The sequence below is a fragment of the Bifidobacterium sp. UBA4282 genome (assembly GCF_002394995.1).
In the GTDB taxonomy this organism is placed as follows: Bacteria; Actinomycetota; Actinomycetes; order Actinomycetales; family Bifidobacteriaceae; genus Bifidobacterium; species Bifidobacterium pullorum_B.
Genome location: NZ_DGVO01000024.1, coordinates 1 through 25,237, shown reverse-complemented (window position 1 = coordinate 25,237; position 25,237 = coordinate 1). Strand labels below are relative to the sequence as shown.

General features: G+C 65.3%; 21 protein-coding genes and 1 tRNA gene. 19 read left to right on the top strand and 3 right to left on the bottom strand.

Annotated elements, in window-relative coordinates; all coding sequences use genetic code 11:
* Positions 1-183: 183 nt before the first annotated feature.
* From B4C31_RS03195 to B4C31_RS03170, 6 genes are all read left to right on the top strand, one after another.
* The gene (locus B4C31_RS03195) at positions 184-2,715 is read left to right on the top strand and encodes an endo-1,4-beta-xylanase (RefSeq protein ID WP_291531311.1); all 2,532 of its coding nucleotides are present in this window, start codon (positions 184-186) and stop codon (positions 2,713-2,715) included.
* 332 nt (positions 2,716-3,047) lie between these two features.
* Positions 3,048-4,820 carry a sialate O-acetylesterase gene (locus B4C31_RS03190; RefSeq protein ID WP_291531310.1) on the top strand — a complete coding sequence of 591 codons (1,773 nt, stop codon included), beginning with the start codon at positions 3,048-3,050 and terminating at the stop codon, positions 4,818-4,820.
* Between the two features lie 28 nt (positions 4,821-4,848).
* Entirely contained in the window at positions 4,849-6,048 is a 1,200-nt protein-coding gene (locus B4C31_RS03185) for an iron-containing alcohol dehydrogenase (RefSeq protein WP_291531309.1), read from the top strand.
* A gap of 14 nt (positions 6,049-6,062) precedes the next feature.
* Positions 6,063-6,800, top strand: coding sequence for an SDR family NAD(P)-dependent oxidoreductase (locus B4C31_RS03180; RefSeq protein WP_291531308.1), 738 nt, complete (start codon positions 6,063-6,065; stop codon positions 6,798-6,800).
* Positions 6,801-6,846: 46 nt separating this feature from the next.
* Positions 6,847-7,932, top strand: coding sequence for a Gfo/Idh/MocA family oxidoreductase (locus tag B4C31_RS03175; RefSeq protein WP_291531307.1), 1,086 nt, complete (start codon positions 6,847-6,849; stop codon positions 7,930-7,932).
* Positions 7,933-8,006: 74 nt separating this feature from the next.
* Positions 8,007-8,627 carry a sugar O-acetyltransferase gene (locus B4C31_RS03170; RefSeq protein WP_291531306.1) on the top strand — a complete coding sequence of 207 codons (621 nt, stop codon included), beginning with the start codon at positions 8,007-8,009 and terminating at the stop codon, positions 8,625-8,627.
* Positions 8,628-9,092: 465 nt separating this feature from the next.
* On the opposite strand, the gene B4C31_RS03165 is transcribed toward B4C31_RS03170, so the two are convergent.
* Positions 9,093-10,622, bottom strand: coding sequence for a xylulokinase (locus tag B4C31_RS03165; RefSeq protein ID WP_291531305.1), 1,530 nt, complete (start codon positions 10,620-10,622; stop codon positions 9,093-9,095).
* Between the two features lie 184 nt (positions 10,623-10,806).
* Between B4C31_RS03165 and B4C31_RS03160 the strand changes: the two genes are divergently transcribed.
* From B4C31_RS03160 to prmC, 6 genes are all read left to right on the top strand, one after another.
* A complete protein-coding gene (locus B4C31_RS03160; protein ID WP_291531304.1) occupies positions 10,807-12,033 on the top strand; it encodes an ROK family transcriptional regulator in 1,227 nt (408 codons plus the stop codon).
* A gap of 357 nt (positions 12,034-12,390) precedes the next feature.
* Positions 12,391-12,951: an ECF transporter S component gene (locus tag B4C31_RS03155; RefSeq protein ID WP_291531345.1), complete on the top strand. Its 561-nt coding sequence runs from the start codon at positions 12,391-12,393 to the stop codon at positions 12,949-12,951.
* Positions 12,952-13,019: 68 nt separating this feature from the next.
* Positions 13,020-13,093 (top strand) — tRNA-Ile (locus tag B4C31_RS03150).
* Between the two features lie 151 nt (positions 13,094-13,244).
* A complete protein-coding gene (gene rpmE / locus B4C31_RS03145) occupies positions 13,245-13,457 on the top strand; it encodes a 50S ribosomal protein L31 (RefSeq protein WP_033507737.1) in 213 nt (70 codons plus the stop codon).
* 101 nt (positions 13,458-13,558) lie between these two features.
* Positions 13,559-14,647: a peptide chain release factor 1 gene (gene prfA, locus B4C31_RS03140; protein WP_291531303.1), complete on the top strand. Its 1,089-nt coding sequence runs from the start codon at positions 13,559-13,561 to the stop codon at positions 14,645-14,647.
* Complete coding sequence (prmC, locus tag B4C31_RS03135; protein WP_291531302.1) at positions 14,647-15,615, top strand: peptide chain release factor N(5)-glutamine methyltransferase; 969 nt, start codon at positions 14,647-14,649, stop codon at positions 15,613-15,615. The genes prfA and prmC overlap by 1 nt, the downstream gene beginning before the upstream one ends.
* Here prmC and B4C31_RS03130 read toward each other — a convergent pair.
* The gene (locus B4C31_RS03130) at positions 15,603-16,250 is read right to left on the bottom strand and encodes a sugar O-acetyltransferase (protein WP_033507754.1); all 648 of its coding nucleotides are present in this window, start codon (positions 16,248-16,250) and stop codon (positions 15,603-15,605) included. The genes prmC and B4C31_RS03130 overlap by 13 nt on opposite strands.
* Positions 16,251-16,472: 222 nt before the next feature.
* Here B4C31_RS03130 and B4C31_RS03125 point away from each other — a divergent pair, with 222 nt between their 5' ends.
* The 5 genes from B4C31_RS03125 (at position 16,473) to B4C31_RS03105 (ending at position 22,243) form a co-directional block, all read left to right on the top strand.
* Complete coding sequence (locus B4C31_RS03125) at positions 16,473-17,132, top strand: L-threonylcarbamoyladenylate synthase (protein ID WP_288295939.1); 660 nt, start codon at positions 16,473-16,475, stop codon at positions 17,130-17,132.
* Entirely contained in the window at positions 17,129-18,352 is a 1,224-nt protein-coding gene (locus tag B4C31_RS03120; RefSeq protein WP_291531300.1) for an MraY family glycosyltransferase, read from the top strand. The genes B4C31_RS03125 and B4C31_RS03120 overlap by 4 nt, the downstream gene beginning before the upstream one ends.
* Positions 18,353-18,432: 80 nt before the next feature.
* On the top strand, positions 18,433-19,983 hold the full coding sequence (guaB, locus tag B4C31_RS03115; protein ID WP_291531299.1) for an IMP dehydrogenase: 1,551 nt from the start codon (positions 18,433-18,435) through the stop codon (positions 19,981-19,983).
* A 161-nt stretch (positions 19,984-20,144) separates the two neighbouring features.
* Positions 20,145-20,822: an oligoribonuclease gene (gene orn / locus B4C31_RS03110; RefSeq protein WP_291531298.1), complete on the top strand. Its 678-nt coding sequence runs from the start codon at positions 20,145-20,147 to the stop codon at positions 20,820-20,822.
* 11 nt (positions 20,823-20,833) lie between these two features.
* Positions 20,834-22,243, top strand: coding sequence for a DEAD/DEAH box helicase (locus tag B4C31_RS03105; protein ID WP_291531297.1), 1,410 nt, complete (start codon positions 20,834-20,836; stop codon positions 22,241-22,243).
* A gap of 2 nt (positions 22,244-22,245) precedes the next feature.
* Here B4C31_RS03105 and B4C31_RS03100 read toward each other — a convergent pair whose 3' ends face one another.
* Positions 22,246-22,671: a hypothetical protein gene (locus tag B4C31_RS03100; RefSeq protein ID WP_156098892.1), complete on the bottom strand. Its 426-nt coding sequence runs from the start codon at positions 22,669-22,671 to the stop codon at positions 22,246-22,248.
* 208 nt (positions 22,672-22,879) lie between these two features.
* Between B4C31_RS03100 and B4C31_RS03095 the strand changes: the two genes are divergently transcribed.
* Positions 22,880-23,305, top strand: a complete 426-nt coding sequence (locus B4C31_RS03095; protein ID WP_291531296.1) for a permease — start codon at positions 22,880-22,882, stop codon at positions 23,303-23,305.
* A gap of 58 nt (positions 23,306-23,363) precedes the next feature.
* A complete protein-coding gene (locus tag B4C31_RS03090) occupies positions 23,364-25,178 on the top strand; it encodes a proline--tRNA ligase (protein WP_291531295.1) in 1,815 nt (604 codons plus the stop codon).
* Positions 25,179-25,237: the final 59 nt, after the last annotated feature.

Genomic DNA, 25,237 nt, shown 5'->3' with positions numbered 1-25,237 from the left:
ACCCATCGGTTGTGGGGCCATTCCGTTCGATGGGTTCGGAACAGGGCTGACGCGTCAATACGTCAGCGAGAGACAAGAGTGAAGGAGGTGCGAGCGAACGGGTTCGGGGCAGAGTAGCTGCCGAACCGAACGGCCCGATACGCGGGCTGCGCAAGGAATACACCATTATCAATGAGGAAAGTGATGGATACATTGTTCAATACAACCGATGAACGTGGGGCGTCCAAGCGCCGTGGCATCGTCGCGGCGCTTGCGGCCGCAGCCATGCTGCTGCCGCTGGCGTTCGCCCCGACGGCCATGGCGGCCGACCCCGACTATCCAGGCGGCATCAAGGGCGAATACAATCCGCTGGGAATCAACGCTGGTGTCGCCATCGAGACAGACACCCTCAACCAGGACAAGGGGAAGGCCCTGGTCGAGAACTTCAACCAGATCACCCCGGAGAACTCGCTGAAGCCGGAAGGCTGGTACGACGACCAGCATAATTTCCGCATGTCGCCTGAAGCGCAGGACCTGCTGACGTTCGCCAGCAAGAACCGCATCAAGGTCTACGGCCACGTTCTGGTGTGGTATTCCCAGACGCCCGACTGGTTCTTCCAGGCGGACGAATGGTGTGAGGACACCAATAAAACCGACGGTGTCACCAGCTGCCCGCTGGCCGACAAGGCCACGATGCAGGAGCGTCAGCGTCAGCATATTGAAAACGTCGCCAAGGCGATTTCCGGTGAATTCGGCTTGTTCGGCAGCGACAAGAATCCCGTCGTGGCGTTCGACGTCGTCAACGAAACTGTGAACGACACCGACAATCCGGACACCGACGGCATGCGCAAATCGCTGTGGTACCAGACCTACGACGGTGAGGAGTACATCTATGACGCGTTCGAGAATGCGAACACGTACTTCAACAAGGTGTACGCCGATCCCTCGGTCGAGCATCCGGTGACGTTGTTCATCAACGATTACAACACCGAGCAGTCGGGTAAGCGCACCCGGTATGCTGCCCTGCTGGACCGTATGGTTGCCAAAGGCGTGCCGTTCGACGGCATCGGCCACCAGTTCCATGTGACGTTGACCACGGCGACCTCGAACCTGGAGGCCGCGCTGACCGACATGGAACGCTTCAACAAGAAGCAGGCCATCACCGAACTGGACGTGACGACCGGAACCCCGGTTACGGAGGCGAAGCTCATCGAACAGGGACGGTACTACTACGACGTCAACCAGATCATCCACAGGCACGCTGACCAGCTGTTCTCGGTTTCGGTGTGGGGGCTGAGCGACGACCAGTCCTGGCGCAATGGCGAGGGTGCTCCGCTGCTGTTCAATGACAGCCTGGAGAAGAAACCGGCGTACATCGGCTATATCGGCGATAGTGTCAACCTTCCCGAGCCGTTGAAGAGCATGAACGCATTCAAGGATGACGCCGTGGGCATCGACTCGGCGCTTCCCGGTACCGTGGCCGAAGCTGGCGCGTCCTCTCCGTGGGAACGCCTTCCTCTGGTCGAGATGACCCCCTCTGCAAACGATGCGGTTTCCGGCTCGTTCAATGTCTATTGGAAGGACGGCTCTCTGAAGGACGGCTCTCTGAAGGACGGCTCTCTGGTCGTCTACGCGGATGTCGCCGATGCCAGCGCGGCGGATGACGACACCGTCACCGTGCGTGTGGGTGACGCCGAGTATACGATCGGCCGCAACGGTGTGACCGGCGGCGAGGGTGTGCAGGCCAACGTCGTTTCGTCTGATACCGGATACGAAGTCGTGGCCGATATCCCGTACACCGGTGCAGAGAAGGACATCGTCGAGATGAACGTCATCGCGACGGATTCCGCCACCACGGAGACCAGCGCGTGGAGCACGAACGACACCGGCGCCGTCACGCTGGCCGAGCCGCTGAGCTACACGGAAGCCGTGAAGGTTCCCGCCGACGCCCAGGCTCCGGTCGTTGACGCCGACCCGTCGGATTCCGTCTGGGCGGAAGCCAACGAGGTTCCCGTGGGTAAGGTGACCGCCGCCACGCCTTCCCCCGAGGCGACCGCTACCGCCAAGACCCTGTGGTCGGACGGCAAGCTGTATGTCCTCATGGAAGTGACCGACGCGGACATCGATCTGGCCAACTCGAATCCGTGGGAGAAGGACTCCGTTGAGGTGTACATCGACCGCGGCAACTACAAGAGCGCCCAGTACACCAACGACATCCAGCAGATTCGCGTGTCCGCCGATGGCAAGGAGTTGAGCTTCGGCTCCGGCGCGTCGGAGGATGTCCAGAAGTCCATGGTCCAGACTGCCGGCAAGATCGTCGACGGTGGCTATGTCGTCGAGATGGCCATCAATCTGGAAACGGCTGAGGCCGGCACCTTCGAAGGTGTCGACTTCCAGATCAACGACGCGAAGAACGGTGCTCGAATCGGCATCCGCAACTGGGCTGATCCGACTGGTGCCGGCTATCAGACGGCGTCCCATTGGGGCGTGCTGCGTCTGCTGGCCGATCCCTCCGAAACCGAGACCCCGGGTGGAGAAGATCCCGAGACCCCCAGTGACGAGGAGACTCCTGGCGAGGATACCGAGAAGCCTGGCGACGAGAAGCCGCGGCCTTCCGACGATGCTGACAACGACGACAAGATGCCGCAGACCGGTTCCGCGGTCATCGGAGTCGCCGTGGTGGCGTTGCTGCTGGTTGCCGCCGGATGCGGGCTGGTCATCGCTCGGCGTCGATGAGACTTGTACACCCGCCAGCGCGCCGAATCGTTTCGGCCCCTGCGAGGCCGGACGGCAAGGCCGCAAGCGGGTGCACAAGCTGAGAGCGTAAGCGCTCAATTCCGGTCATTCCATAGGCCATGGCATTGGTGGTGCAAGCCTATGGAATGACCCTTCAATAATAGCGGTGCTTCCTGAGAGTGCCGATGGTACAAGGAAGAGCGGGAGGAACGATGATGACGATGAATAAGAGGCAGGATACCGTAACGCTTTCGCCGCTGTTTGGCGAAGGGGGAGTGTTGCAGTCAGGTGCCCCGTTGAGAATTTGGGGAACTGGAAGGCCTTGTTCGCAGGTGCGGATTACCATTGCCGATCGATCGGCCGACGCTGTGGTCGGTGACGATGGAGCCTGGGTCGTACAGCTGGATCCGCTGGAGCCCGGCGGCCCCTACCGGCTGGAGGTGCGGGTCGACGGCGGCGACGAACCGGTGATCGCGCACGACGTCTACGCGGGCGAGGTGTTCATCTGCGCGGGACAGTCGAATATGGAATACCAGATGGAATTCCTGCGCTGGCGGTACCCGTCGGAGTATGCGCGCGAACCCGACCCGCTGCTGCGCCACTGCAAGGTCCCCGTCCGGTTCGACTTCCATGGTCCTCGCCGCGATTTCGACGAGCCGGTCCGCTGGGTTGGCGCGGCCGCCGACACGCTCGACGAGTTCACCGGCGTCGGCTATTTCTTCGGCCGGATGATCCGGCAGTGGCTGGGCGTGCCGGTCGGCCTGCTCAACATCACACTCGGCGGCTCGCCGATCGAATCGTGGATGGACGAGCAGACGCTCGCCGCATGGCCGAAGGCGCTCGCCGATCTGGAACCCTACCGCGACGACGAGGTGGCCCGCACCCGCAGCGAGCAGAGCATCGCCGCGATGAATCGCTGGTATGAGGACCTGCGGACCCGGGAGACCGAAGCCCAATCCGAGAACCTGGGCCACGGCACGCTCACATTGCCCGCGTTCCTGAAGGACGCTGATCCGCGACTGACCGGATTCCGCGGCGTGATCCACCTGCGCCGCACGGTCACGCTGCCCGCCTACGCTGCCGGACAATCGGCGGCGCTGCATCTCGGTGCCATGGTCGACTCCGACGAAACCTTCGTCAACGGGGTCAAAGTCGGCCAGTCCGAACACCAGTACCTCTCCCGCGACTACATGGTGCCCGAAGGCGTGCTGAAGGCCGGATGCAACGAGATCGACGTGCGCCTGGTCGTCGAACACGGCACGGGCCGCGTGACGCCGGGCAAGCACATGCACCTCGACATGGGCGACGACTCGTACAATCTCGACGGCACCTGGACCTACTCCATCGGTGCACGCACGGACGTGGACTGCCCCGGCGAGGACTTCGTGCGCTGGAAGCCGCTCGGCCTGTACAACGGCATGACCGCGACCTGCGCCGGGTACGCCGCACGCGCCGCGCTGTGGTACCAGGGCGAGTCGAACACCGGCGACGTGGCGGACGACTACGGCCGTATGCTAGCCGCGATGATCGGCTGCTGGCGCAAGGCATGGGGGCAGCAGCGGCTGCCGTTCCTCATCGTGCAGCTGCCGGTGTTCTCCATCGACGGTGTGGAGGACGGCGGCTGGGCACTCGTCCGCAAACACCAGTGGCAGGCCGCCAAGTCGATCGAGGACGTCGCCGCCGTGGTGACCCTCGACGCGGGCGATTGGAACGACCTGCACCCGTGGAACAAGAGCGTGGTCGCAGACCGCCTGTTCGCCGCGGCGCAACGCCTCGTCTACGGCAAGGACGACGCGCCTCGCTCGCCGGAACCGGCCGGCGTGCGGCTGGCCGACGGCCGGCTGACCATCGCCTTCGACGACGGCACCGGCGATTGCGGTCTGGACACGATGAACGGCGCCGATCCGGGCGAGTTCGAATTGGTGTGGGAAGACGGCTCTCGACACACCGTGCCGGCGCGAGTCGAAGGCAACACCGTGGTCATTGACGTGCCGTGGCGCAGGCCGGCGGCCGTGCGGTACGCGTGGCGCAACGCCCCGAGCCGCGGCCTGCTGTGCGGGGCGAACGGGCTGCCGGTTCCGCCGTTCGCCGAATCTATTGCGTAACGGCGCTGTTCATGAAAGGAATGAACATATGAGAAACTTCATCTTCCATAATCCCGTCAAGATCTATTTCGGTGAGGGCCAGGCCGTGCATGTGGCCGAGGAGGCCAGGTCGCGCCCCGGCGCCGTGCTGCTGGTTTATGGCGGCGGCTCGATCAAGCGCAACGGCGCCTATGACGATGTGACGGCCGCGCTGCGTGAGGCCGGCAACGAGGTCGTCGAACTGTCCGGCGTGACGCCGAACCCGAGGCTCGACAAGGTCCTCGAAGGTGTGAAACTGGTTCGGGAGCGCGGCGTGTCTCTGATCCTCGCCGTCGGCGGCGGGTCGGTGATTGACTGCGCCAAATTCATCTCGCTCGGCTCCGGATTGGGCGAGGACGAGGACTTGTGGGACGACTACGTCGAAACCGGCAAGCCCGCTCCCGAGAACCTCGTGCCGCTTGGCGTGGTGCTGACCACGGCGGCCACCGGCTCCGAGATGGGGGATGCGGCCGTGCTCACCAACTGGTCGCGCAATCGCAAGCTCGGCTACACCTCGTTCCCGTTGACGCCGAAGTTCTCGGTGCTCGACCCGACCTATCTGCTCACCCTGCCGGTCGAACAGACCACCTACGGATTCGTGGACATGTTCTGCCACACCTGCGAGCAGTATTTCTCGCTACCCAGCGACGACAACCTCTCCGACGAGATGGCCGAGGCCATCCAACGGCATATCCTACGCTCCTGGCGCGCCTGCCGCCGGCATCCGCGCAGCTACGAGGCCCGCAGCAACGCGATGTGGGATTCCACGCTTGCCCTCAACCGCATCATTTCGCGCGGCAAGGAGGAGGATTGGGTCACGCACGGCATCGAGCATGCGCTCTCCGCCTACTTCGACATCCCGCACGGCGCCGGCCTAGCCGTGGTCCATCCGCACTGGATGAAGTACGTCTATACCTCGCGCCCCGAAGCCACCGCACGCTTCGCCCGCTGGGCGGTGAACGTGTGGGGCGTGGACTCGACCGGCAAATCCGAGCGCGAGGTGGCCGAGGAAGGCATCGAGCGCTACGCCGACTTCCTGCGTCTAGTCGGTGCCCCGCTCACCCTGTCCGAGGTCGGCATTCCGGCCGATCCGGCTACGCTGGACAAGCTCGCCGACCATGCCGGCGACGTCGGCGGCTCCTACCGCCACATCACCCGCGACGATGCGCGCGCCATCCTCGCCTCCTGCGTGAGCCCGGTCGTGTTCTGAAAAGGGGACTATCAATGGGACGACTTGATGGGCGTCTGTGCGTGATCACCGGCGTCGGTCGGGGCATCGGACGCGCCGTGGCACGACGTTTTCTGGACGAGGGCGCCGAGCTCGTGGTGGCGAACCGCTCCCGCGCGGCCGTCGAGGATCTGCTCGACGCCTACCCGAGGGTCACCTTCGTCGAGGCTGACATGACCAAGGTTGAGGACATCGACCGGCTCGCCGCGGCCGTGGCCGTGCGCAACATGCCGGTGTATTCGGTGCTGCCGGTGGTGGGTGGCGGGCCGGACACCACGGTGAGCGGTTCCGACGAGGTGGATTTCGACCTGGTGATGGACCTGAACGTCAAAAGCGCGTTCTTCACCGTGCAGCGGATGCTGCCGTTCATGCAGGCGGGATCGTCCGTGGTGTTGTTCGCTTCCATCGCCGGGCAGCAGGGCGGGCGCGATAGTGTGGTCTACAATGCCGCCAAGGCGGCGGTGCGTTCGTTCGCCAAAACCTTCGCCGCGGAGCTCGGCCCGCGTGGCATTCGCGTGAACGCCGTCAGTCCCGGCCCCACCGACACCGACGGGTTCGCCTTGTTCATCCATGACGACGCCGACCGCCGCCGCGCCATCGAAGGCATGTCGGCGATGGGGCGGGTGGGAAGACCTGAGGAGATCGCCGCCGCCGCGCTGTTCCTAGCCAGTGATGAATCCTCCTACATCACCGGTGCGGAATTGGTGGCGGACGGCGGTTTCCTCGCGACCTGACGGCCGGTGCGGAAACGGACAACACCTAAGGAAAGGAAGGCCGACGATGGCTGAACCATATTCGATGATCATCATCGGGGACGGCTGGCGCAGCCGGTTCCTGTGCCGCATGGCCCAGGCCGTGCCTGACAGGCTGCGGGTGAACCTCGTCGTCGGGCATCACGCCGACCGGCTCGAGGCGATCGCGCGCGACTACGGCGTGCCGACGAGCGCCGACGCCGACGCCGTGGCTGCCACGGCCGCCGATTTCGTGGCGGTGGTGGTGTCCTGGCCGGCCACGCCCGGGCTCGTGGCGCAGCTGGCCGAACAGGGGCGGTACGTCTATTGCGAGACCCCGCCGGCCCCCGACATGGAAGGGCTGCGGGCGCTGTGGGCACGCATCGCCGACCGCGCCGAACTGGTGCAGGTGGGCGAACAGTACTACCGGATGCCCGGCCACGCCTCACGGCTCGCTCTGGTCCGCTCCGGCGTGGTCGGCACGCCGAATTCGGTGGAGATCGCCTCCACGCATATGTATCATGCGGTGGCGTTGATCCGCGACTATCTGGGCATCGGCCTCGAACCGGCCACCGTCAACGCCCGCTCGTTCACCGCGCCGATGCTGGACCCGTTGCATTTCGACGGGTGGGAGGTGGATCCGCAGCCCAAGCCGCTGGAGACGCAGATCGCCACCATCGATTTCGGTGAAGGGCGGTACGGTCTGTACAACTTTGTCGACAACCAGTGGTGGAACCCGTTGCTGTCCCGCCGGATCGTCATTCGCGGCAGCCTTGGCGAAATCGTGGACGACTCGGTGATGCGCTTCAAGGACGGCGTGCCGATGCCGTCGCGGATCGAATACCGCAGGCTCGGGCGTGACATGAACCTCGAAGGCAACGAGGTGGCGACGGCCAGCTTCGATGGTTCGGTCATCTGGCGCAACCCCTGCCCGGGATCCTACCTGTCGGAGGACGACCTGGCCGTGGCCGACCATCTCATCGCGATGGGCCGGTACGTGCGCGGCGAAGGTCCTGAGATCTACCCGCTCGCCGCCGGCATCCACGATCATGCGCTCGGCCTGGCCATCGGCGAATCGGCGCGCACCCACGCCGACGTGCGTGTGGAAGGCGAGCCGTGGATGTATGCGCGGTGAGGCGACGTCACCCGTCGGGAACCGGCCCGACAATGGCGGATGTATACCGTTGAAATGGAAAGGATCGTCAGCTCATGACCGTTGACCTCAACACCTTGCTGGAAACCGACGACGATGTGCGTCGCCTGTTCGAGGGACGTCCGATGCAGTATCGCAAGTCGAAATCGCTGCCCGACCTGACCTGGCAGGCGCAATCGACCTGCGACCGCATCAACCGTGTCTTCTTCGAGGACCAGGACGAGGCGATGCGCCTGTTCCACGATCTGGTGCCGGGCGCCGGGGACGGCGTCGATTTTCGGCCCCCGATCAATCTGGATTACGGCATCGGGCTGACGATCGGCGACCGCACGTTCATCAACAAGGATTTCCTGATCGTCGGCGGCGGATACGTCGAAATCGGCTCCGACTGCCTGATCGGGCCGCGATGCACGATCTGCACCCCGAATCATGCATTGGATGCGGCGACCCGTCTGGACGGCTGGGAACACACCACGCCGGTGCACATCGGCTCGAACGTGTGGCTGGGCGCGAACGTGACGATCTGCCCGGGCGCCGTCATCGGCGACAACTCGATCATCGGCGCCGGCTCGGTGGTTGTGGGCGACATTCCCGCGAACTCGATCGCGGTCGGCAACCCGTGCCGTGTCATCAAACCGCTGCCGGACCGAGATCCGGCGTTCGCCGAGCTCGAATAGCGGCTGGATCTTCGGCAGGGTACGGTACGGAAGCGCGCAATCGCGCCTGATGGCGTTCCGTGCCAAGACGTAGTGGTACGGAACGGCGAAAGCGGTCGCTGCGGCGTTCTGTACCGTACCACGGCGGAATCAAGCTCATCGAAATGGCTTGATTCCGCCTTTTCGTTTGGTGACATCTGGCCGTGGTGCGGTACGGAACCACTCATAGTGAGGTGAATGGCATTCCGTACCACAGTGGTACGGTACGGAATCCTTCAGGAGAGGGGTATGGCATTCCGTACCACAGTGGTACGGTACGGAATGCTTCGAGGAGGGGATACGGCGTTTTGTACCACAGTGGTACGGTACGGAACCTGTCTGTCCGGGCTTGCGGCGTTCCATACCAAATGACAAGTGGTCCGGAACACCATCGGCGGTTGCCGTGGCGTTCCGGACCACAGGGACGGAGATGTTCGGCCGATGCGATCAGCCGCGCCAGCGCACGTACTGCTCGTACACCTGCGGGGTCGGTTCACCGGTCAGCGTGGTCTCGACCTTGACCGGCCACGCCGGCGGCTCGGCCTCGCCGGACAGCAGCCAGGCGGCCTGACGGGCGGCACCGATCGCCACGTACTCGTCGGTCTCAGGCAGCTCCACGTCCATGCCGAGGATGGCGGGGGCCAGCGCGCGCACGGCCGCGGACTTGGCGCCGCCGCCGATCAGCAGGATGCGCTTGACATCCACGCCGAGACCGCGCACCAGTTCCAGGCAGTCGCGTTGCGAACACAGCAGGCCCTCCACGAACGCGCGGGCGATGTTCTCGCGCTTGGTGTTGGCCAACGTCATGCCGTACAGCGCCGCGGTGGCGTCCGGGCGGTTCGGGGTGCGCTCGCCGTCGAAATACGGCACCAGGGTGATGCCGCCGGCACCCGGCTCCGAGGCGGCGGCCAGTTCGGCCAGCTCGTCATAGTCCACGCCGAGCGCGGCGCGGCCGGCGTCGGAGATGCGCGAGCCGTTGATCGTGCAGGCCAGCGGCAGCCAGTGGCCGGTGCAGTCGGCGAAGCCGGTGACCGAGGCGGTCATGTCATAGGCCGGCACGGGGGAGATGGCCGCGGCCACGCCCGAGGTGCCCAGCGAGATGCTCACGTCGCCCACGCCCATGCTCAGGCCCAGCGACGCCATCGCGTTGTCGCCGCCGCCGGGGCCGATCGGGCAGCCGCCCTCGACGTCCTTGCCCGCGATGGCCGGATCGGCCACGTCACCGGTTTCGGTCGGGCCGAGCACGCGCGGCAGCACGATGTCGGCGATCTCCTCCTCGCTGCGGCCCAGGGCCATGGCGAGCAGGTCGCGGCGGTATTCGTTGGCGGTCGCGTCGAAGTAGGCGGTGCCGGAGGCATCGGAACGGTCGGTGAACAGCGCGTCCAGATTCGCCTTCAGCTCCTCGGCGGTCGCCTCCTCGCCCAACGGGCCGTGGCCTGCGATGCGCCAGCTCAGCCAGTCGTGCGGCAGGCAGATCGCGGCGATGCGTGCGGCGTTCTCCGGTTCGTTCGCGGCGACCCACGCCACCTTGGTGATCGTCAACGAGGCGACCAGCGAGGAGCCGACCGCCTTGACCCAGCGCTGACGGCCGCGCATCGTCGGGTCATCGGACAGGTCGTCCTCGCTGCCGTCGGCGGCCTTCTCGGCTTCGCCCAGACGGGCGATGAGCACGTCGGCGTTGGTGGCGGAACGGGTGTCGTTCCACAGCAACGCATCGCGGATCACGCGGCCATGGTCGTCAAGCAGCACCATGCCGTGCTGCTGTCCGCCGACCGCCAGCGCGGCCACGTCGTCGAGCCCACCGGCCTGCTCTGCCGCCTCCTGAAACGCCTGCCACCAGGCATCGGGGTTCACGCTGGTGCCGTCGGGGTGCTTGGCCTGCCCGAAGCGGACCATCTCGCCGGTCTCGGCGTCGGTGACGCGCACTTTGGTCGACTGGGTGGACGTGTCCACGCCGGCCACCAGAACTCTGCTCATTGTGCCTCCTTGCAACATGCCGCCAAAACGTTGCGTTGGCGGCGTTTGTCCGAATAACGTTTCCAGTATACGCAAATAGTTAGACGAATGAACTATACTGGTGTGTATACCATTTTTCACAATGTTGTGGGAGGCACGCCGGAGGCGATGAAGCACCAGAACACATAAGGAGGAGGGCTACGTCATGACTACGCTGCGCAGAATCAACCAGGATGATCTACGCAACCACAATCTCTCGGTGGTCATCAGCACGCTGTTGCGCGCCGCCGAGCCGATGAGCCGTGCCGAACTGGCCAAGCAGACGGGACTGACCAAAGCGACCATGTCCCTGCTGGTCTCGATGCTGGTCGACAGCGGCGTGGTGCGGGAGGGGACTCCGAGCGTGCAGTCCTCCTACGGACGCCCCAGCACCCCGCTGCTCATCGCCGGGGGGCGGTACTGCGGCATCGGTCTGCAGGTGAATACGGACGGCTACGGCGTCATCGTGCTCGACCTGAATGGCACGGTGGTGGCCGAACGATGGGTTGACGCGGATATGTCCGATGTGGATGCCGACGGCATCTTCGCCAAGCTCAATGCGTTGTCCGAGGAACAGGAGCGGGCGCTTGCCGACTGCGGATACACCGTGGCCGGCGCCGGGCTGGCGCTGCCGGGTCTGGTGACGGACGACATGCGGCTGCTGATGGCCCGCAATCTGGGTTGGGAACAGTTGGATCTCGCCCGGTTCGAGGTGGTGCGGCGCCTGGACGTGACGGCCGGCAACGAGGCGAACATGGCGGCGCTGGCGCAGATTCCCGGGTATGCCATGCACCGTGACGATGACGGGATCGTGGATCCCAACGCCTCGTTCATCTATCTGTCCACGGACGTCGGCATCGGCGGCGCCGTGGTGCGCGGTGGGCGCGTGGAGAGCGGCGACCACGGGTTCGGAGGGGAACTCGGTCACATGTCGGTGGAGCTGCGGGGGCCGGTATGCCGGTGCGGGCGGCGGGGTTGCCTGGAGACCTACGCCGGTCGCAGGGCGATGGTGGAGTCCGCGGGTATCGCCAGCGGCTCCGCGGCCGCGCGCAGGGAGTCGATCAACGAATTAATCAAACGGTGGCACGCCGATGACGTCAAGGCCGCGGCGGTGGTGGACAAGGCCATCGAGGCCATGGTCTCCGCGATCGCATCCGCGATCAACGTCTGCGATATCGACACGGTGATGCTGGGCGGCGTATGGTCGCAGTTCGGCCCTGAAATCGCCGTGCAGATGCAGAGCGCGTTGCAGCGGCAGGTCCTGGGGTATCCGGAGGTGCAGGCCAAGGTGCTGATGGCCGACGTCACGTCCAGGCCGGCGCTGGTCGGCGCGGCGGCGGTGGGGTTGCGCCGGTTCATCGACGACCCCATGCGTTTCGTCGCTGCGGACTGAATCGGGGTCGTGGGCGGATTTCCCCATATCCCCCATACATCGATCGGGGCACCGTAGGTCCTGATACAGTGGCCTGTGGCGTCCCCGCCCGAGCTGCGCAGGTCAAGGGGCGTCTGGCGGGCCTTGCTGTCCGTGCCTATGCTGTGCGCAGCCGATAAAGGGAAGGAACATCCCATGGCCGATCATATCCAACCATCATCCAATCACGTCGATTCCGCCGCTAGGGAGTCTTCGGACGCATCGTTGCGAGGGGATGTCCCCGACCCTGACCGCTCTGTGCGGGCCGCGCAGCTCCCGGACGCTGAGCCATCCCCTCGGAAGACGCCATCACGCCGTTTCCGGTGGACCTCCGCGGACATCGCCGTCGGTGCAGCTCTGGGCGTGGCCTGCGGATTGGTGTTCTGGCTGTTCAACTTCGCCTACGCGTGGCTGTCGCCGATCATCGGCGGCATCCTGCCCGGACTGGCCAGCGTGCTGCACCCGCTGTGGTATTTCTCCGGCACGCTGGCGGTGATCATCCTGCGCAAGCCGGGGGCGGCGGTGTATGTGAACCTGGTCGGCAGCGCCGCCGAGATGCTGCTGGGCAACCAGTTCTCGTTCGGGTTCGTGTTCGCGTCCGCGGCGCTGCAGGGCGTGTTCTCGGAACTGCCGTTTGCGCTCACCCGTTACAAGGTGTTCAACCTGCCGATCTCCATGGCGTCCGGCGCCTTGGTGGCCTTGGAATACGGCGTGTACCTGATGCTGTTCCGCTATCAGGGCGTATCGTTCCTGAGCCCTCGTGGCGTCATCCATATGGTCAGCGAATTGGTCGGCGGCGTGCTGATCGCCGGCGTGATGAGCTGGTACCTGTATAAGGGCATCGCCGCCACCGGTGCGTTGGACCGTTTCGCCTCGGGTAGGGCGCGGCGCGAGGCATAGCCGCTGGCAGGCACCCGGTAAACGTCCAGCGGTTTGCTAGACTGTAGGGGCCGGTCATGCACCGGCGTGGGGCTGTAGCTCAGTCGGTTAGAGCATCGGACTCATAATCCGCCGGTCCAGGGTTCAAGCCCCTGCGGCCCCACTCTCCATCCGCATTCGGCAATCCTCGGCATCCGGCTCGTGCCGCACGCATGCTGGCTGTCCGCGCCCATGCCTATAATCGCCAAGGTTCCGGTTCACGCCTGCCATAGGGGCACGGCGACCCGGGTCCCCCGAATTCCTTAGGAGACACCATGAAGCAGGGTATTCATCCCGATTATCATGCCGTTCAGGTTACGTGCTCGTGCGGCAACACCTTCGTCACCCGTTCGACCTACAAGGGCGAAGCCATGACGGCCGACGTGTGCTCGAAGTGCCACCCGTTCTACACCGGCAAGCAGAAGATCCTCGACACCGGTGGTCGCGTGGCCCGTTTCGAGAAGCGTTACGGCAAGCGCAGCAAGTAGCTTCATCAACGCCAGCCCCGGCAGGCATGGCGCGCTTCGGCGTGCCGCCGCGGGACTGGCGTTTTTGTATATCCGCAGCAGACACCACGGAAAGAGGAGACATGGCAGACGAACAGTTCCCCGCGGCGCAGACCGCGTTGGAGGAATACCGCCGCATCGAACAGGAGATGAGCCAGCCGGAGGTGGCCTCCGACCCGGACAAGATGCGCAAGTTGGGCCGTCACCACGCCGAACTCGGCTCGATCGTGTCCGCATACACCGCCTATCTGCAGGTACATGACGATCTGGAGGCCGCCCGTGAGATGGCCTCCGAAGACCCCGACTTCGCCGAGGAGGCCCGACGCTTGGAGGCGGAGCTGCCCGCCGTGCAGGAGAAGCTGCGCACGGCGCTGATCCCGCGCGACCCGGACGACGCGCGCGACACCATCATGGAGATCAAGGCCGGCACCGGCGGCGAAGAGGCCGCGCTGTTCGCCGGCGACCTGCTGCGCATGTACCTGCGGTATGCGGAGAAGCGTGGCTGGACTTGCACCATCCAGAGCGAGAACCGCACCGAATTGGGCGGCATCAAGGACGTGCAGGTGGCCATCCGCGCCAAGGGCACCCCCGCCCCGGAGGATGGCGTGTGGGCCAGCCTGAAATACGAGGGCGGCGTGCACCGCGTGCAGCGTATCCCCGTCACCGAGTCGCAGGGGCGCATCCAGACCTCCGCGGCCGGCGTCATCGTGTTCCCCGAGGCCGATGACGACAACGACGAGATCGAGATCGACCCGAAGGACCTGAAGATCGACATCTTCATGAGCTCCGGTCCGGGCGGCCAGTCGGTGAACACCACGTATTCGGCGGTGCGCATGACGCATATCCCGACCGGCATCGTGGTGAGCATGCAGGATGAGAAGTCGCAGATCCAGAACCGTGCCGCCGCGCTGCGCGTGCTCAAGTCGAGGCTGCTGGCCATGAAGCACGAGCAGGAGGCCGCCGAGGCCGCCGACCTGCGCCACTCCCAGGTGCGTTCCCTGGACCGTTCCGAACGCATCCGCACATACAACTTCCCTGAGAACCGCATCGTCGACCATCGCACGAACTACAAGGCCTACAACCTGGACCAGGTGCTCGACGGCGACCTGCAGGCCGTCATCGACTCCGACATCCAGGCCGACGAGGCCGAACGCCTCGCACGCCAGAGCTGATGAACGTCGAACAGGCCATCCATCGCGCGGCGGCCACGCTGCGCAACGCCGGCGTGGACACCCCTGAACACGACGCCAAACTGCTGCTGGCCGAAGCCTGCGGTTGCAGTCTCAGCGACATCGACAAGGCCATGCTGCTGGGGAAGTCGATCGCCGCCCTTGCGGAGGAACACTCCGCGGAAAGCGTTTCCCCCGCCCTCTCCGTAGAGGGGGTTCCCGAGCGGCGCTTCGACGCCATGCTTGCCCGCCGTGCAGCACGGGAGCCGTTGCAGTACATCGTCGGCCACGCCCCGTTCCGCTACCTCGACCTCGCCGTCGGCCCGGGCGTGTTCATCCCGCGGCCCGAAACCGAGCTTGTGGTGCAGGAGGGGCTGGATTGGCTGGCGGCGCGGCGCGGCCGGAACGAGGCGCGGTTCCGCGTCGTCGACCTGTGCGCCGGCAGCGGTGCGATCGGCCTATCGATCGTGACCGAAACCGCCGACGTCGAGGTCTGGGCGGTGGAGCTCAGCGAACGCACCGCCGCATGGACGCGCCGCAACGCCGAAACCGTATTGGGACCGACCGGAACCGGCTCCGGCATAGACGGTCGGTACCACCTGGTGCTCGGGGACGCGACCGACCCCGATACGCTCGCCGAACTGGACGGCACCGTGGATCTGGTGGTCACCAATCCACCGTATGTGCCCGAATCCGAGATCCCCGAACAACCCGAGGTCCGCGATCATGATCCGCAGTTGGCGCTGTACGGTGGCTCTCCGGATGGCCTGCTGATTCCGGAGCGCATCATCGGCCGGGCCGCTGCACTGCTGCGCCCGGGTGGTCTGCTCGTCATGGAACATGACATCAGCCAGGGTGCCGCGCTGGTCGCCTACGCGCAGGCCCACGGCTTCAACCGAGCCCGCACCGGCCGGGATTGGACAGCACGGCCCCGGTATCTGGTCGCCCGGCGTGACGACTATTGCGCATAGTCCTGCAGCGCGGAGGCGTCGGCGTCGGTGATCGTGCGGATCACCCGCGCGGGATTGCCCACCGCCACCGAATGCGGTGGAATGTCCTTAGTCACCACGGCGCCGGCTCCGATGACGCAGCCTTCGCCGATGGTCACGCCGCCCAACACGGTGACATTACCGCCGAACCAGCAGTTCGAGCCGATGACGATCGGCCTGCCGTATTCGTAGTCGTATGTCGAGCCGTCCGCTGCCTTGCGCACGTTGCGGTCCTGCCAGCGCAGCGGATGCATCGGCGGCAGCAGGGACACGTTCGGGCCGAACAACACGTCGTCGCCGATGGTGACAGGCGCGCAGTCGAGCACCGTGAAATTGAAGTTGGCGAACACGCGATCGCCCATGGTGGTATGCACGCCGTAGTCGAAGAACACTGGCCCCAGAACGTCTAGATCCTCGCCATGGTGGGGGAGCAGCTCATCCAGCACGGCGGCCCGGGCCTCATGATCGCCGCGCGGCAACGCGTTGAACCTGGTGCACAGGTCGCCAGCGCGTTCGCGCAATGCCGACAGCTCCGGGTCGGCCGGGTTGTAGAGCTTGCCGTCCATCATCTCCTCGCGTTCCGAGCGGCGGGGCGTGCGCAGCTCGACGGGAGGCATCTCGTCAGCGGGCGGTTGCGGAGTGCAGTGCAGGTTATGGGGTGCGTTGTCCATCGGGGCCTTTCTTGAGATATGGATGCAACAATGTGTCAGAGTCCATTGTTGCGGCATCCGCGGTCATGATTCGTGACCGTGATTCGTGATCCGCGGCTGGACATGGTTTCGTCGCACGCCGATGGTGCAATAGTAAGGTTGTAATGAGGACGTGAACGGGAGGTGCCGATGAGTGCGATTCGCAAGGTCGATGACGATTCCCTTGCCGAGGCCGCTGAAATCATTCGCAACGGTGGTCTGGTGGTGGTGCCGACGGATACGGTATACGGAGTGGCCTGTGACCCGTTCAATGCCAAGGCCATCGACCGTATCTATGAGATCAAGGGTCGTCCGCGGTTCAAGGCGCTGCAGGTGCTGCTGTCCTCGATCGAGGAGCTGGACGCCCTGGGCTTGGATCTGCCGGTGCCGTTGAACCGTCTGGCGGCGGCGTTCCTGCCGGGCGCATTCTCCCCGATCGCCGTGGCCCGTGAGGATTGCGCACTGGGGACGGTGCAGCAGACCCCATCGGGGGCGCGCACGCAGGGCATCCGCATCCCGAATTCCGCGTTGAGTCTGCGTGTTCTCAAGGCGACCGGTCCGCTGGCCGCATCGAGCGCGAACCGTTCCGGCGGCGAAAGCGCGCAGACTGTCGAGGAGGCCGAGGCAGCCCTGGGTGATGCCGTGGATCTGTATCTGGACGGCGGCCCGACGCAGGGGCATGTCTCCAGCACCGTGGTGGCCGCCGACCCGTTGGCACGTGACGGGATCGCCATCCTGCGCGAGGGCGTGATCCGCGAGCCGGTGATTCGCAGGGCGTTGATCGTGAACGGCGGGGGCTTGGGCGCATGAGGGTCTATCTGTTCATCGCGGCCGTCGCGGGTGGCGCCACGTTCCTGCTCACCCCGTTGATCCGGCACCTGGCCATTGAAATCGGCGCGGTCGGCAAGGTGCGCGCACGTGACGTGCACACGGTGCCGACGCCCCGCATGGGCGGCCTGGCCATGATGCTGGGGTTTGCGGTGGCGATGCTGTTCGCCAGCCACATTCCGTTCGTCAGCGGGCTGTTCCAGAACAATCACCAGGCTTGGGTGGTGCTTGCGGGGGCGGTGGCGATCTGCCTGCTGGGCATGGCCGACGACCTGTGGGATCTGGATTGGATGTTGAAGATGGCCGGCCAGCTGCTGATCGCCGTGTTCGTGGCGTGGGGCGGGCTGCAGATCATCTCGCTGCCCATCGGCTCGCTGTTCGCGGCCTCGCCGACGTTGTCGATCGCGATCACGGCGTTCCTGATCGTGGTGTCGATCAACGCGGTGAATTTCGTGGACGGATTGGATGGTCTGGCCTCCGGCATCGTGGCGATCGGCGGCATCGCGTTCGCGATCTACTCGTATATCATCGCCCGTTCCTCGCCGTCGTACGCGTCGATGGCCACGCTGATCGACGTGGCGATGGTGGGCATCTGCGTGGGCTTCATCCTGCACAACTGGCATCCGGCCAAGCTGTTCATGGGTGACTCCGGTTCCATGCTGCTCGGATACCTGATCACCTGCGCGTCGATCATCATGACCGGCCGTCTCGATCCGGCATCGATCCACACCAGCATCTACCTGCCGGTGTTCATGCCGATCCTGCTGCCGGTGCTGGTGCTGTTCCTGCCGGTGCTGGACATGTGCATGGCGATTGTGCGGCGTCTGCGCAAGGGCCAGTCGCCGATGCACCCCGATCGCATGCACCTGCATCACCGGATGCTGAAGATCGGCCACTCGGTGCAGGGGGCCGTGCTGATCCTGTGGGGGTGGGCCGCGCTGATCTCGTTCGGTTCGATCATGATCCTGTTCTTCCCGGCGCGGTTTGTGGCGATCGGTTTTGCGATTGCGGTGGCGTTGCTGACCGTGGCCACGATGTACCCGTATTTGAAGCATCGCATCCCGGAGCTGCGCGCGGAGAACGCGCGGCTGGAGGCGGCACGGCGGGAGGCTGCGGCGCACGGCTCGAAGACATCCGGCGGCGATGGCGACGGTGCGTCCGCCGGCGTCGGCACCGGGGACAAGGCCGGGGTCTCGGACTGACGGCGGCGCCGGAAAACAAGGTGACGGGCCGCGGCGACACACGGCGGAGCCGTGTCAGTCCCTGCTTTTAGAGTGGGTCTATGGCTACAAACCTTGATATGAACGCGGAATCCGCGTATGCCCCGCTTCCCCCGATTTTTGAAAAGCTCGGGCTTGCCTATGACGATGTGCTGCTGCTGCCGAACGAGACGGATGTCATTCCGTCCGAGGTGGACACTATTACGCATCTGACCCGTGAGATCACGATGAAGGTTCCGATGATCTCCGCCGCCATGGATACCGTCACCGAGGCCGAGATGGCCATCGCCATGGCCCGCAACGGCGGCATCGGCGTGCTGCACCGCAACCTGTCGATCGACGATCAGGCCGCCCAGGTGGATGTGGTCAAGCGTTCCGAATCCGGTATGATCACCAACCCGCTGACTGTGAACCCGGATGTCAGCCTGGCCGATCTGGACAAGCTGTGCGGCCGTTTCCACATCTCCGGCCTGCCGGTTGTGGACAAGGAGAACCGTCTGGTCGGCATCATCACCAACCGTGACATGCGTTTCATCCCGTCCGACGATTACGACCATCTCAAGGTCAAGGACGTCATGACCAGCGAGAACCTGATCACCGGTCCGGCGAACATCTCCAAGGAGGACGCCCACCGTCTGCTCGCCCAGCACAAGGTGGAGAAGCTGCCGCTGATCGATGAGAACGGCAAGCTGGCCGGCCTGATCACCGTCAAGGACTTCGTCAAGACCGAACAGTACCCGGACGCCACCAAGGATGGCCAGGGCCGTCTGCGCGTGGCCGCCGGCGTCGGCTTCCTCGGCGACGCTTGGCAGCGCGCCTCCGCGCTGATGGAGGCGGGCGTCGACGCGCTTGTAGTCGATACTGCGAACGGTCAGGCTCGGCTGGCGCTCGACATGATCCGTCGCCTGAAGAACGATCCGGCGTTCCGCGACGTGCAGATCATCGGCGGCAACATCGCCACCCGTGAGGGCGCACAGGCCATGATCGACGCCGGTGCGGACGCCGTCAAGGTCGGCATCGGCCCCGGCTCGATCTGCACCACCCGCGTGGTCGCCGGCGTCGGCGTCCCGCAGCTGACCGCCGTGTACGAGGCCGCGCTGGCCTGCCGCGCCGCGGGCGTACCGTGCATCGCCGACGGCGGCATCCACTACTCGGGCGACATCGCCAAGGCCCTGGTGGCCGGCGCCAGCTCCGTCATGCTCGGCGGCACCCTGGCCGGCTGCGAGGAGGCCCCGGGCGAGAAAGTGCTCCTGCACGGCAAGCAGTACAAGCTGTACCGCGGCATGGGCTCGCTGGGCGCCATGGCGCCGCGCGGCAAGAAGAGCTACTCGAAGGACCGCTACTTCCAGGCCGACGTGACCAGCAGCGACAAGGTCATCCCGGAGGGCGTCGAGGGCGAGGTGCCGTACCGCGGCCCGCTGAACGCCGTGCTCTACCAGATGATCGGCGGCTTGCACCAGTCGATGTTCTACATCGGCGCGCACAACATCAAGGAGATGTCGGAGCGCGGCCGCTTCGTGCGCATCACCGACGCGGGCCTGCGTGAATCGCACCCGCACGACATCGTGATGACCGCGGAGGCCCCGAACTACTCCGGCTTCCACGCCAACTGATCCTCGGAAGGCACCGCAGCGGACTGACGGAGTGATTCCGTAAGAAACCCCAGCGCGTGTCCCCGTAAGCCATCTCATCCTCCCCTCCCAGAGGGGAGGATGTTTCATAGGTGATATATAGTGGTCTGTTCCGTACACGTCCGAAGGAAACGAGGCACACGATGGTGGACGCACATGACAACGAGACCTACACGGCGCAGGATTCCCGCCTGATCTGGATCGACTGCGAGATGACCGGCCTGGACATCTTCCATGACGAGCTGGTCGAGATCTCCGTGGTCCCCACCGACTTCGACCTGAACGTGCTCGACGAGGGCATCGACTACGTCATCAAGCCCAGTAAGGCCGCCGTGGACCAGATGAACGACTTCGTGCGCAGGATGCACACCCACTCCGGGCTGATCAACGAGTGGGAGCATGGTCTGGACGTGGCCGAGGCGGAGTCCAAGGTCATCGAATACGTGCGGCGCTTCACCCCCAAGGGCGTGCGCCCGCTGCTGGCCGGCAATTCCGTGGGCTCCGACAAGAAGTTCCTCGACCGTTACATGCCCGGCCTGATGGAGCACTTGCACTACCGGGTCATCGACGTGAGCACCATCAAGGAGCTTTCGCGCCGCTGGTATCCGGCCGTATACAACCACAAGCCGGACAAGCACGGCGGCCACCGCGCGCTCGCCGACATCATCGAATCGATCGACGAGCTGCGCTACTACCGTGACCTGCTGTTCGTACCCGCACCCGGCCCCGACAACCGGGCCGCAACCGATGCCGCCGCCCGCATCGAGCAGACGAGCCTGCTGCGTACCTACGAGCGCAACGGCAACCCGCTGGGGGAGTAGGCGGGAACGGCATGCTGCAATCGGAGGCGATGGCGATCCTGAACGCCGGCGCGAACGTGTTCCTCACCGGCGCTCCCGGTGCGGGCAAGACGCACGTGCTCAACGAGTTCATCCGTAACGCCCGCGCCGAGGGCGCCAGCGTGGCGGTCACCGCGTCCACCGGCATCGCTTCCACGCATATCAACGGCCAGACCATCCACTCATGGAGTGGCATCGGCGTGGCCACCGCGCTGACTGAACCGCTGATCAAACTCATTCGGTCCCGCCGCCGACGCAAGATCCAGGACACCGACATCCTCGTCATCGACGAGGTCTCGATGATGCACGCCTGGCTGTTCGACATGGTCGATCAGGTCTGCCGCATCATCCGGCGCGACCCGCGCCCGTTCGGCGGCATGCAGGTCGTGCTCTCCGGAGACTTCTTCCAGCTGCCGCCGGTCAGCGTCTCCGGGCGGAACAACGACGTCATCGCCCCGGCCCCGGAATTCGTGGCCGCCCGCGAACGCTACGCCAAGGCCGGACGTAACCCGGAGGGCTTCGTCACCGAGGCGTTGGTCTGGCCGGAACTGAATCCGACCGTCTGCTACCTGACCGAACAGCACCGTCAGGATACCGGCGAACTGCTCACCGTGCTGACCGACATCCGTCAGGGCAGGGTGGATGACGGCGACCGCATGGCGCTCGCTTCCCGGCTGGGACTGGAACCTGCGGTCGGCGAGGTGGCCGTGCACCTGTTCCCGGTCAACCGGCAGGCCGACGGCCTGAACGACCTGCGGCTCGCGCAGATCGAGGACGACGAGCACGGGTTCTATGCCGAATCGGCCGGTCCGGTCAACCTGGTGGACCGGTTGAAGAAGAACATGCTCGCGCCGGAGCACCTGGTATTGAAGACCGGGGCCGCCGTGATGGCGCTGCGCAACGACGCCGACCACCAGTACGTCAACGGGTCGATCGGTACGGTGCGCGGGTTCGCGCCCGAATCCAAGGGCGGTTGGCCGATCGTGGAGTTCGAGAACGGCAACATCGTGACGATGAAGCAGGCCTCCTGGGAGATGATGGACGGCGAGACCGTGCTCGCCAGCGTCAAGCAGGTGCCGTTGCGCTGCGCGTGGGCGATCACGATCCACAAGTCGCAGGGCATGACGCTGGACCGGGCCGTGATGGATTTGCGGCGGACGTTCGCGCCCGGCATGGGGTACGTGGCGCTCTCGCGCGTGGAGAACCTCGACGGTCTGTACCTGGGCGGCATCAACGACCGCGCGTTCCTGGTCTCGCCCGACGCGGTGATGCTCGATTCGATCCTGCGCCGCCGATCCGACGCCGCCTCCGAGCTGCTGGGCGCGGACGGCCCCGCCGCCTTCGCCCCGCATGCGAACACCCCTGCCGAATCCGACGAATTCGAACAGGCTGAACTGTTCTGAGCCTATCCCTCGACCATCTTGAGATACTGTACGTAGCCGTCATCGGTTCGGACGATGACCTCGGTTGTGGATGACGGACTGGAATAGATTTCCGTTCCGACAGGCAGTGCCGTGGCGTCCCAATCCTGGAAGTCATCGGTTACGCCGGTACGTTCCACGGTGCCGATCTGATCGCCGAGCTCGCTGTCTTTAACGTCGGGAATGATGTCGCCCCGAGCGTAGGCCGTTTTGTCGATAACGACGAGATCGATTTCGGCGTTTTGACTCACCAGACATTCCGGAGTCGCCGACTTGGCGCTGTCGCCGGCACAGGGATTCGTTCCGCACCCGCCGACGAGGACGAGCGCGACAAGCGCCGCGGTGATTCCCGCAATCGTCGTTGTTCTGAGACTCGCCATCATTACCCCCTCAGTGAATCCGATGCCCAACAACACTTACGGTATCACGAGAAGCGGTATGTCGTTGGGCGGTGTGCCGGCGCGGGCGCGGTCGCAGGCGTTCGGGTGTGTGGCGTCGCCGGTTTGACGGTTCGTCGGATAGGATGAACATACCGATACCGATGACGGTCGGTGCCAATGACGGTGCCGTCCGTGGCTGCCGGCGGGCGTTCGCATCGCCGGTGAAGGGAGGCTTGCCATGAAGCGTCTGACGTATGTGTGGTCCACCATCGGCCTGCTGATTCTGTTCGCGGTGTTCCTGATGTTCCAGATGCCGGGTATGCCGGCGTGGGGCACGGTCAAGCTCACCGACATCCTGATGATCGTTGGCGGCCTGCTGTTCATCGTGCCGATCTACATGGATTCGCTGAGGCGCAAGGACGACGACGGGGCCCCGAACCGCTGGGTGTGGGCCACGCTGCCGCCGATCGGCATGGCCGTGGTGTGCGTCGGCATCCTGATCCCGAATGCGGTGGGTTTCTTCTCGCTGTTCCCGCTGGCGGACGTGTTCTATCTGGTCGGCTGCCTGCTGATGCTGCCGATCGTCGTCTACCCGCCGTTCGACCTGAACCGCGAGGAGCTGGAGGAGGAGATCGAGGACATGGAGGAGCATATGGGTCGGTGACGGGAGCCGGTCCCGGCGCGCCCCCTGCTTGTCCCCTCGCGCGAATACCTTGGAACGCATGAGTTCCAAAGCACTTCGTATGTCTACGCTGTTCCTGCGCACGCTGCGCGAGGACCCCGCCGATGCCGACGTCGATTCGGCCAAACTGCTGCAGCGCGCCGGTTATGTCCGCAAGGCCGCGCCCGGCATCTGGACCTGGCTGCCGCTGGGTCTGCGCGTGCTGAACAAGATCGAGAACGTGGTTCGTGAGGAGATGGACCGCATCGGCGCGCAGGAGGTGCACTTCCCGGCGCTGCTGCCGCGCGAGCCGTATGAGGCCACGCACCGCTGGGAGGAGTACGGCGAGAACCTGTTCCGTCTGAAGGACCGCCACCAGGCCGATTACCTGCTGGCCCCGACCCATGAGGAGATGTTCACGCTGCTGGTCAAGGACCTGTACTCCTCGTACAAGGACCTGCCGGTCACGCTCTACCAGATCCAGACCAAGTACCGCGACGAGTTCCGCCCGCGCGCCGGCCTGATCCGTGGCCGCGAGTTCGTGATGAAGGACGCCTACTCGTTCACCATCGACGAGGAGGGCATGAAGAAGGCCTACATGGACGAGCGCGGCGCCTACGAGCGCGTGTTCAGCCGTCTGGACCTGCAGTACATCCCGGTGTTCGCCATGTCCGGCCCGATGGGCGGCTCGGCCTCCGAGGAGTTCCTGGCGCCGATGCCGATCGGCGAGGACACGTTCGCGCTCGCCCCGTCCGGCAAGGCGTGGAACGTGGAGGCGCTGACCACCCCCGAGGTCCCTGAGGTCGATTGCGCGGCCGTCCCCGCCATGGTCAAGCGCGAAACCCCGGACTCCAAGACCATCGAGGCGCTGGTCGAGACCGCGAACCGTCTGTACCCGCGTGAGGACGGCCGCGAATGGACCGCCGCCGATACGCTCAAGACCGTGGCCGTCACCGTGCTGCATGCCGAGGATGAGGAGCACGACAAGCCGTGGCGCGAGGTCATCGCCGTGGCCGTGCCGGGCGACCGTCAGGTGGACATGAAGCGTCTGGAAGCCCAGTTCGCCCCGTCCGAGCTGGAGGAGGCCACCGAGGCCGATCTCAAGGCCCATCCGGAGCTGGTGGCCGGCTACATGGGGCCGATGATGTTCGGCAAGCAGGCGGAGGCCGCCGGCGTGGCCGAACCGGTGCGGTTCTTCATCGACGCGCATGTGGCCCGCGGCTCCGAATGGATCATCGGCGGCGACGAACCGGGCAAGCATGCGTTCCACGCCGTCTACGGCCGCGATTTCGAGGCCACCGGCACCGTGGAGGCCGTTGAGGTGCGCCACGGCGACATGAGCCCGGATGGCTCCGGACCCTTAAGCTTCGAGCGCGGCGTGGAGATCGGCCAGGTGTTCCAGCTGGGCCTGAAGTACTCCAAGGCCCTGGACCTGAAGGTGCTCGACCAGAACGGCAAGACCGTGCCGGTGTGGATGGGCTGCTACGGCATCGGCGTCAGCCGCGTGCTCGCCTGCATCGCCGAAACCCACCATGATGACAAGGGCCTGGTCTGGCCGGCCATTGTGGCGCCCGCGCAGGTGCATGTCATGGCCACCGGCAAGGACGAGGCCGCGTTCGAGGCCGCCGAGAAGCTGGTCGCCGAGCTGGAGGAGCGCGGCATCGAGGTGCTGTACGACGACCGCAGGAAGGTGTCCCCGGGCGTCAAGTTCAAGGACGCCGAGCTGATCGGCGTGCCGCTGATCGCCGTCGCCGGACGAGACACCGTGAACAACGGCACCATCGAGATCCGCGGGCGTGCCGCCGGCGATTCCGAGGCCGTGCCGTCCGCCGACGCCGCCCAGGCGCTCGCCGACAGGCTCGCGGCGCTGATGTAAGACTGACTGCGATTATTCGATGCGAAGGCCCCTCTCTGAACCGCACCCCGATTGTTGGA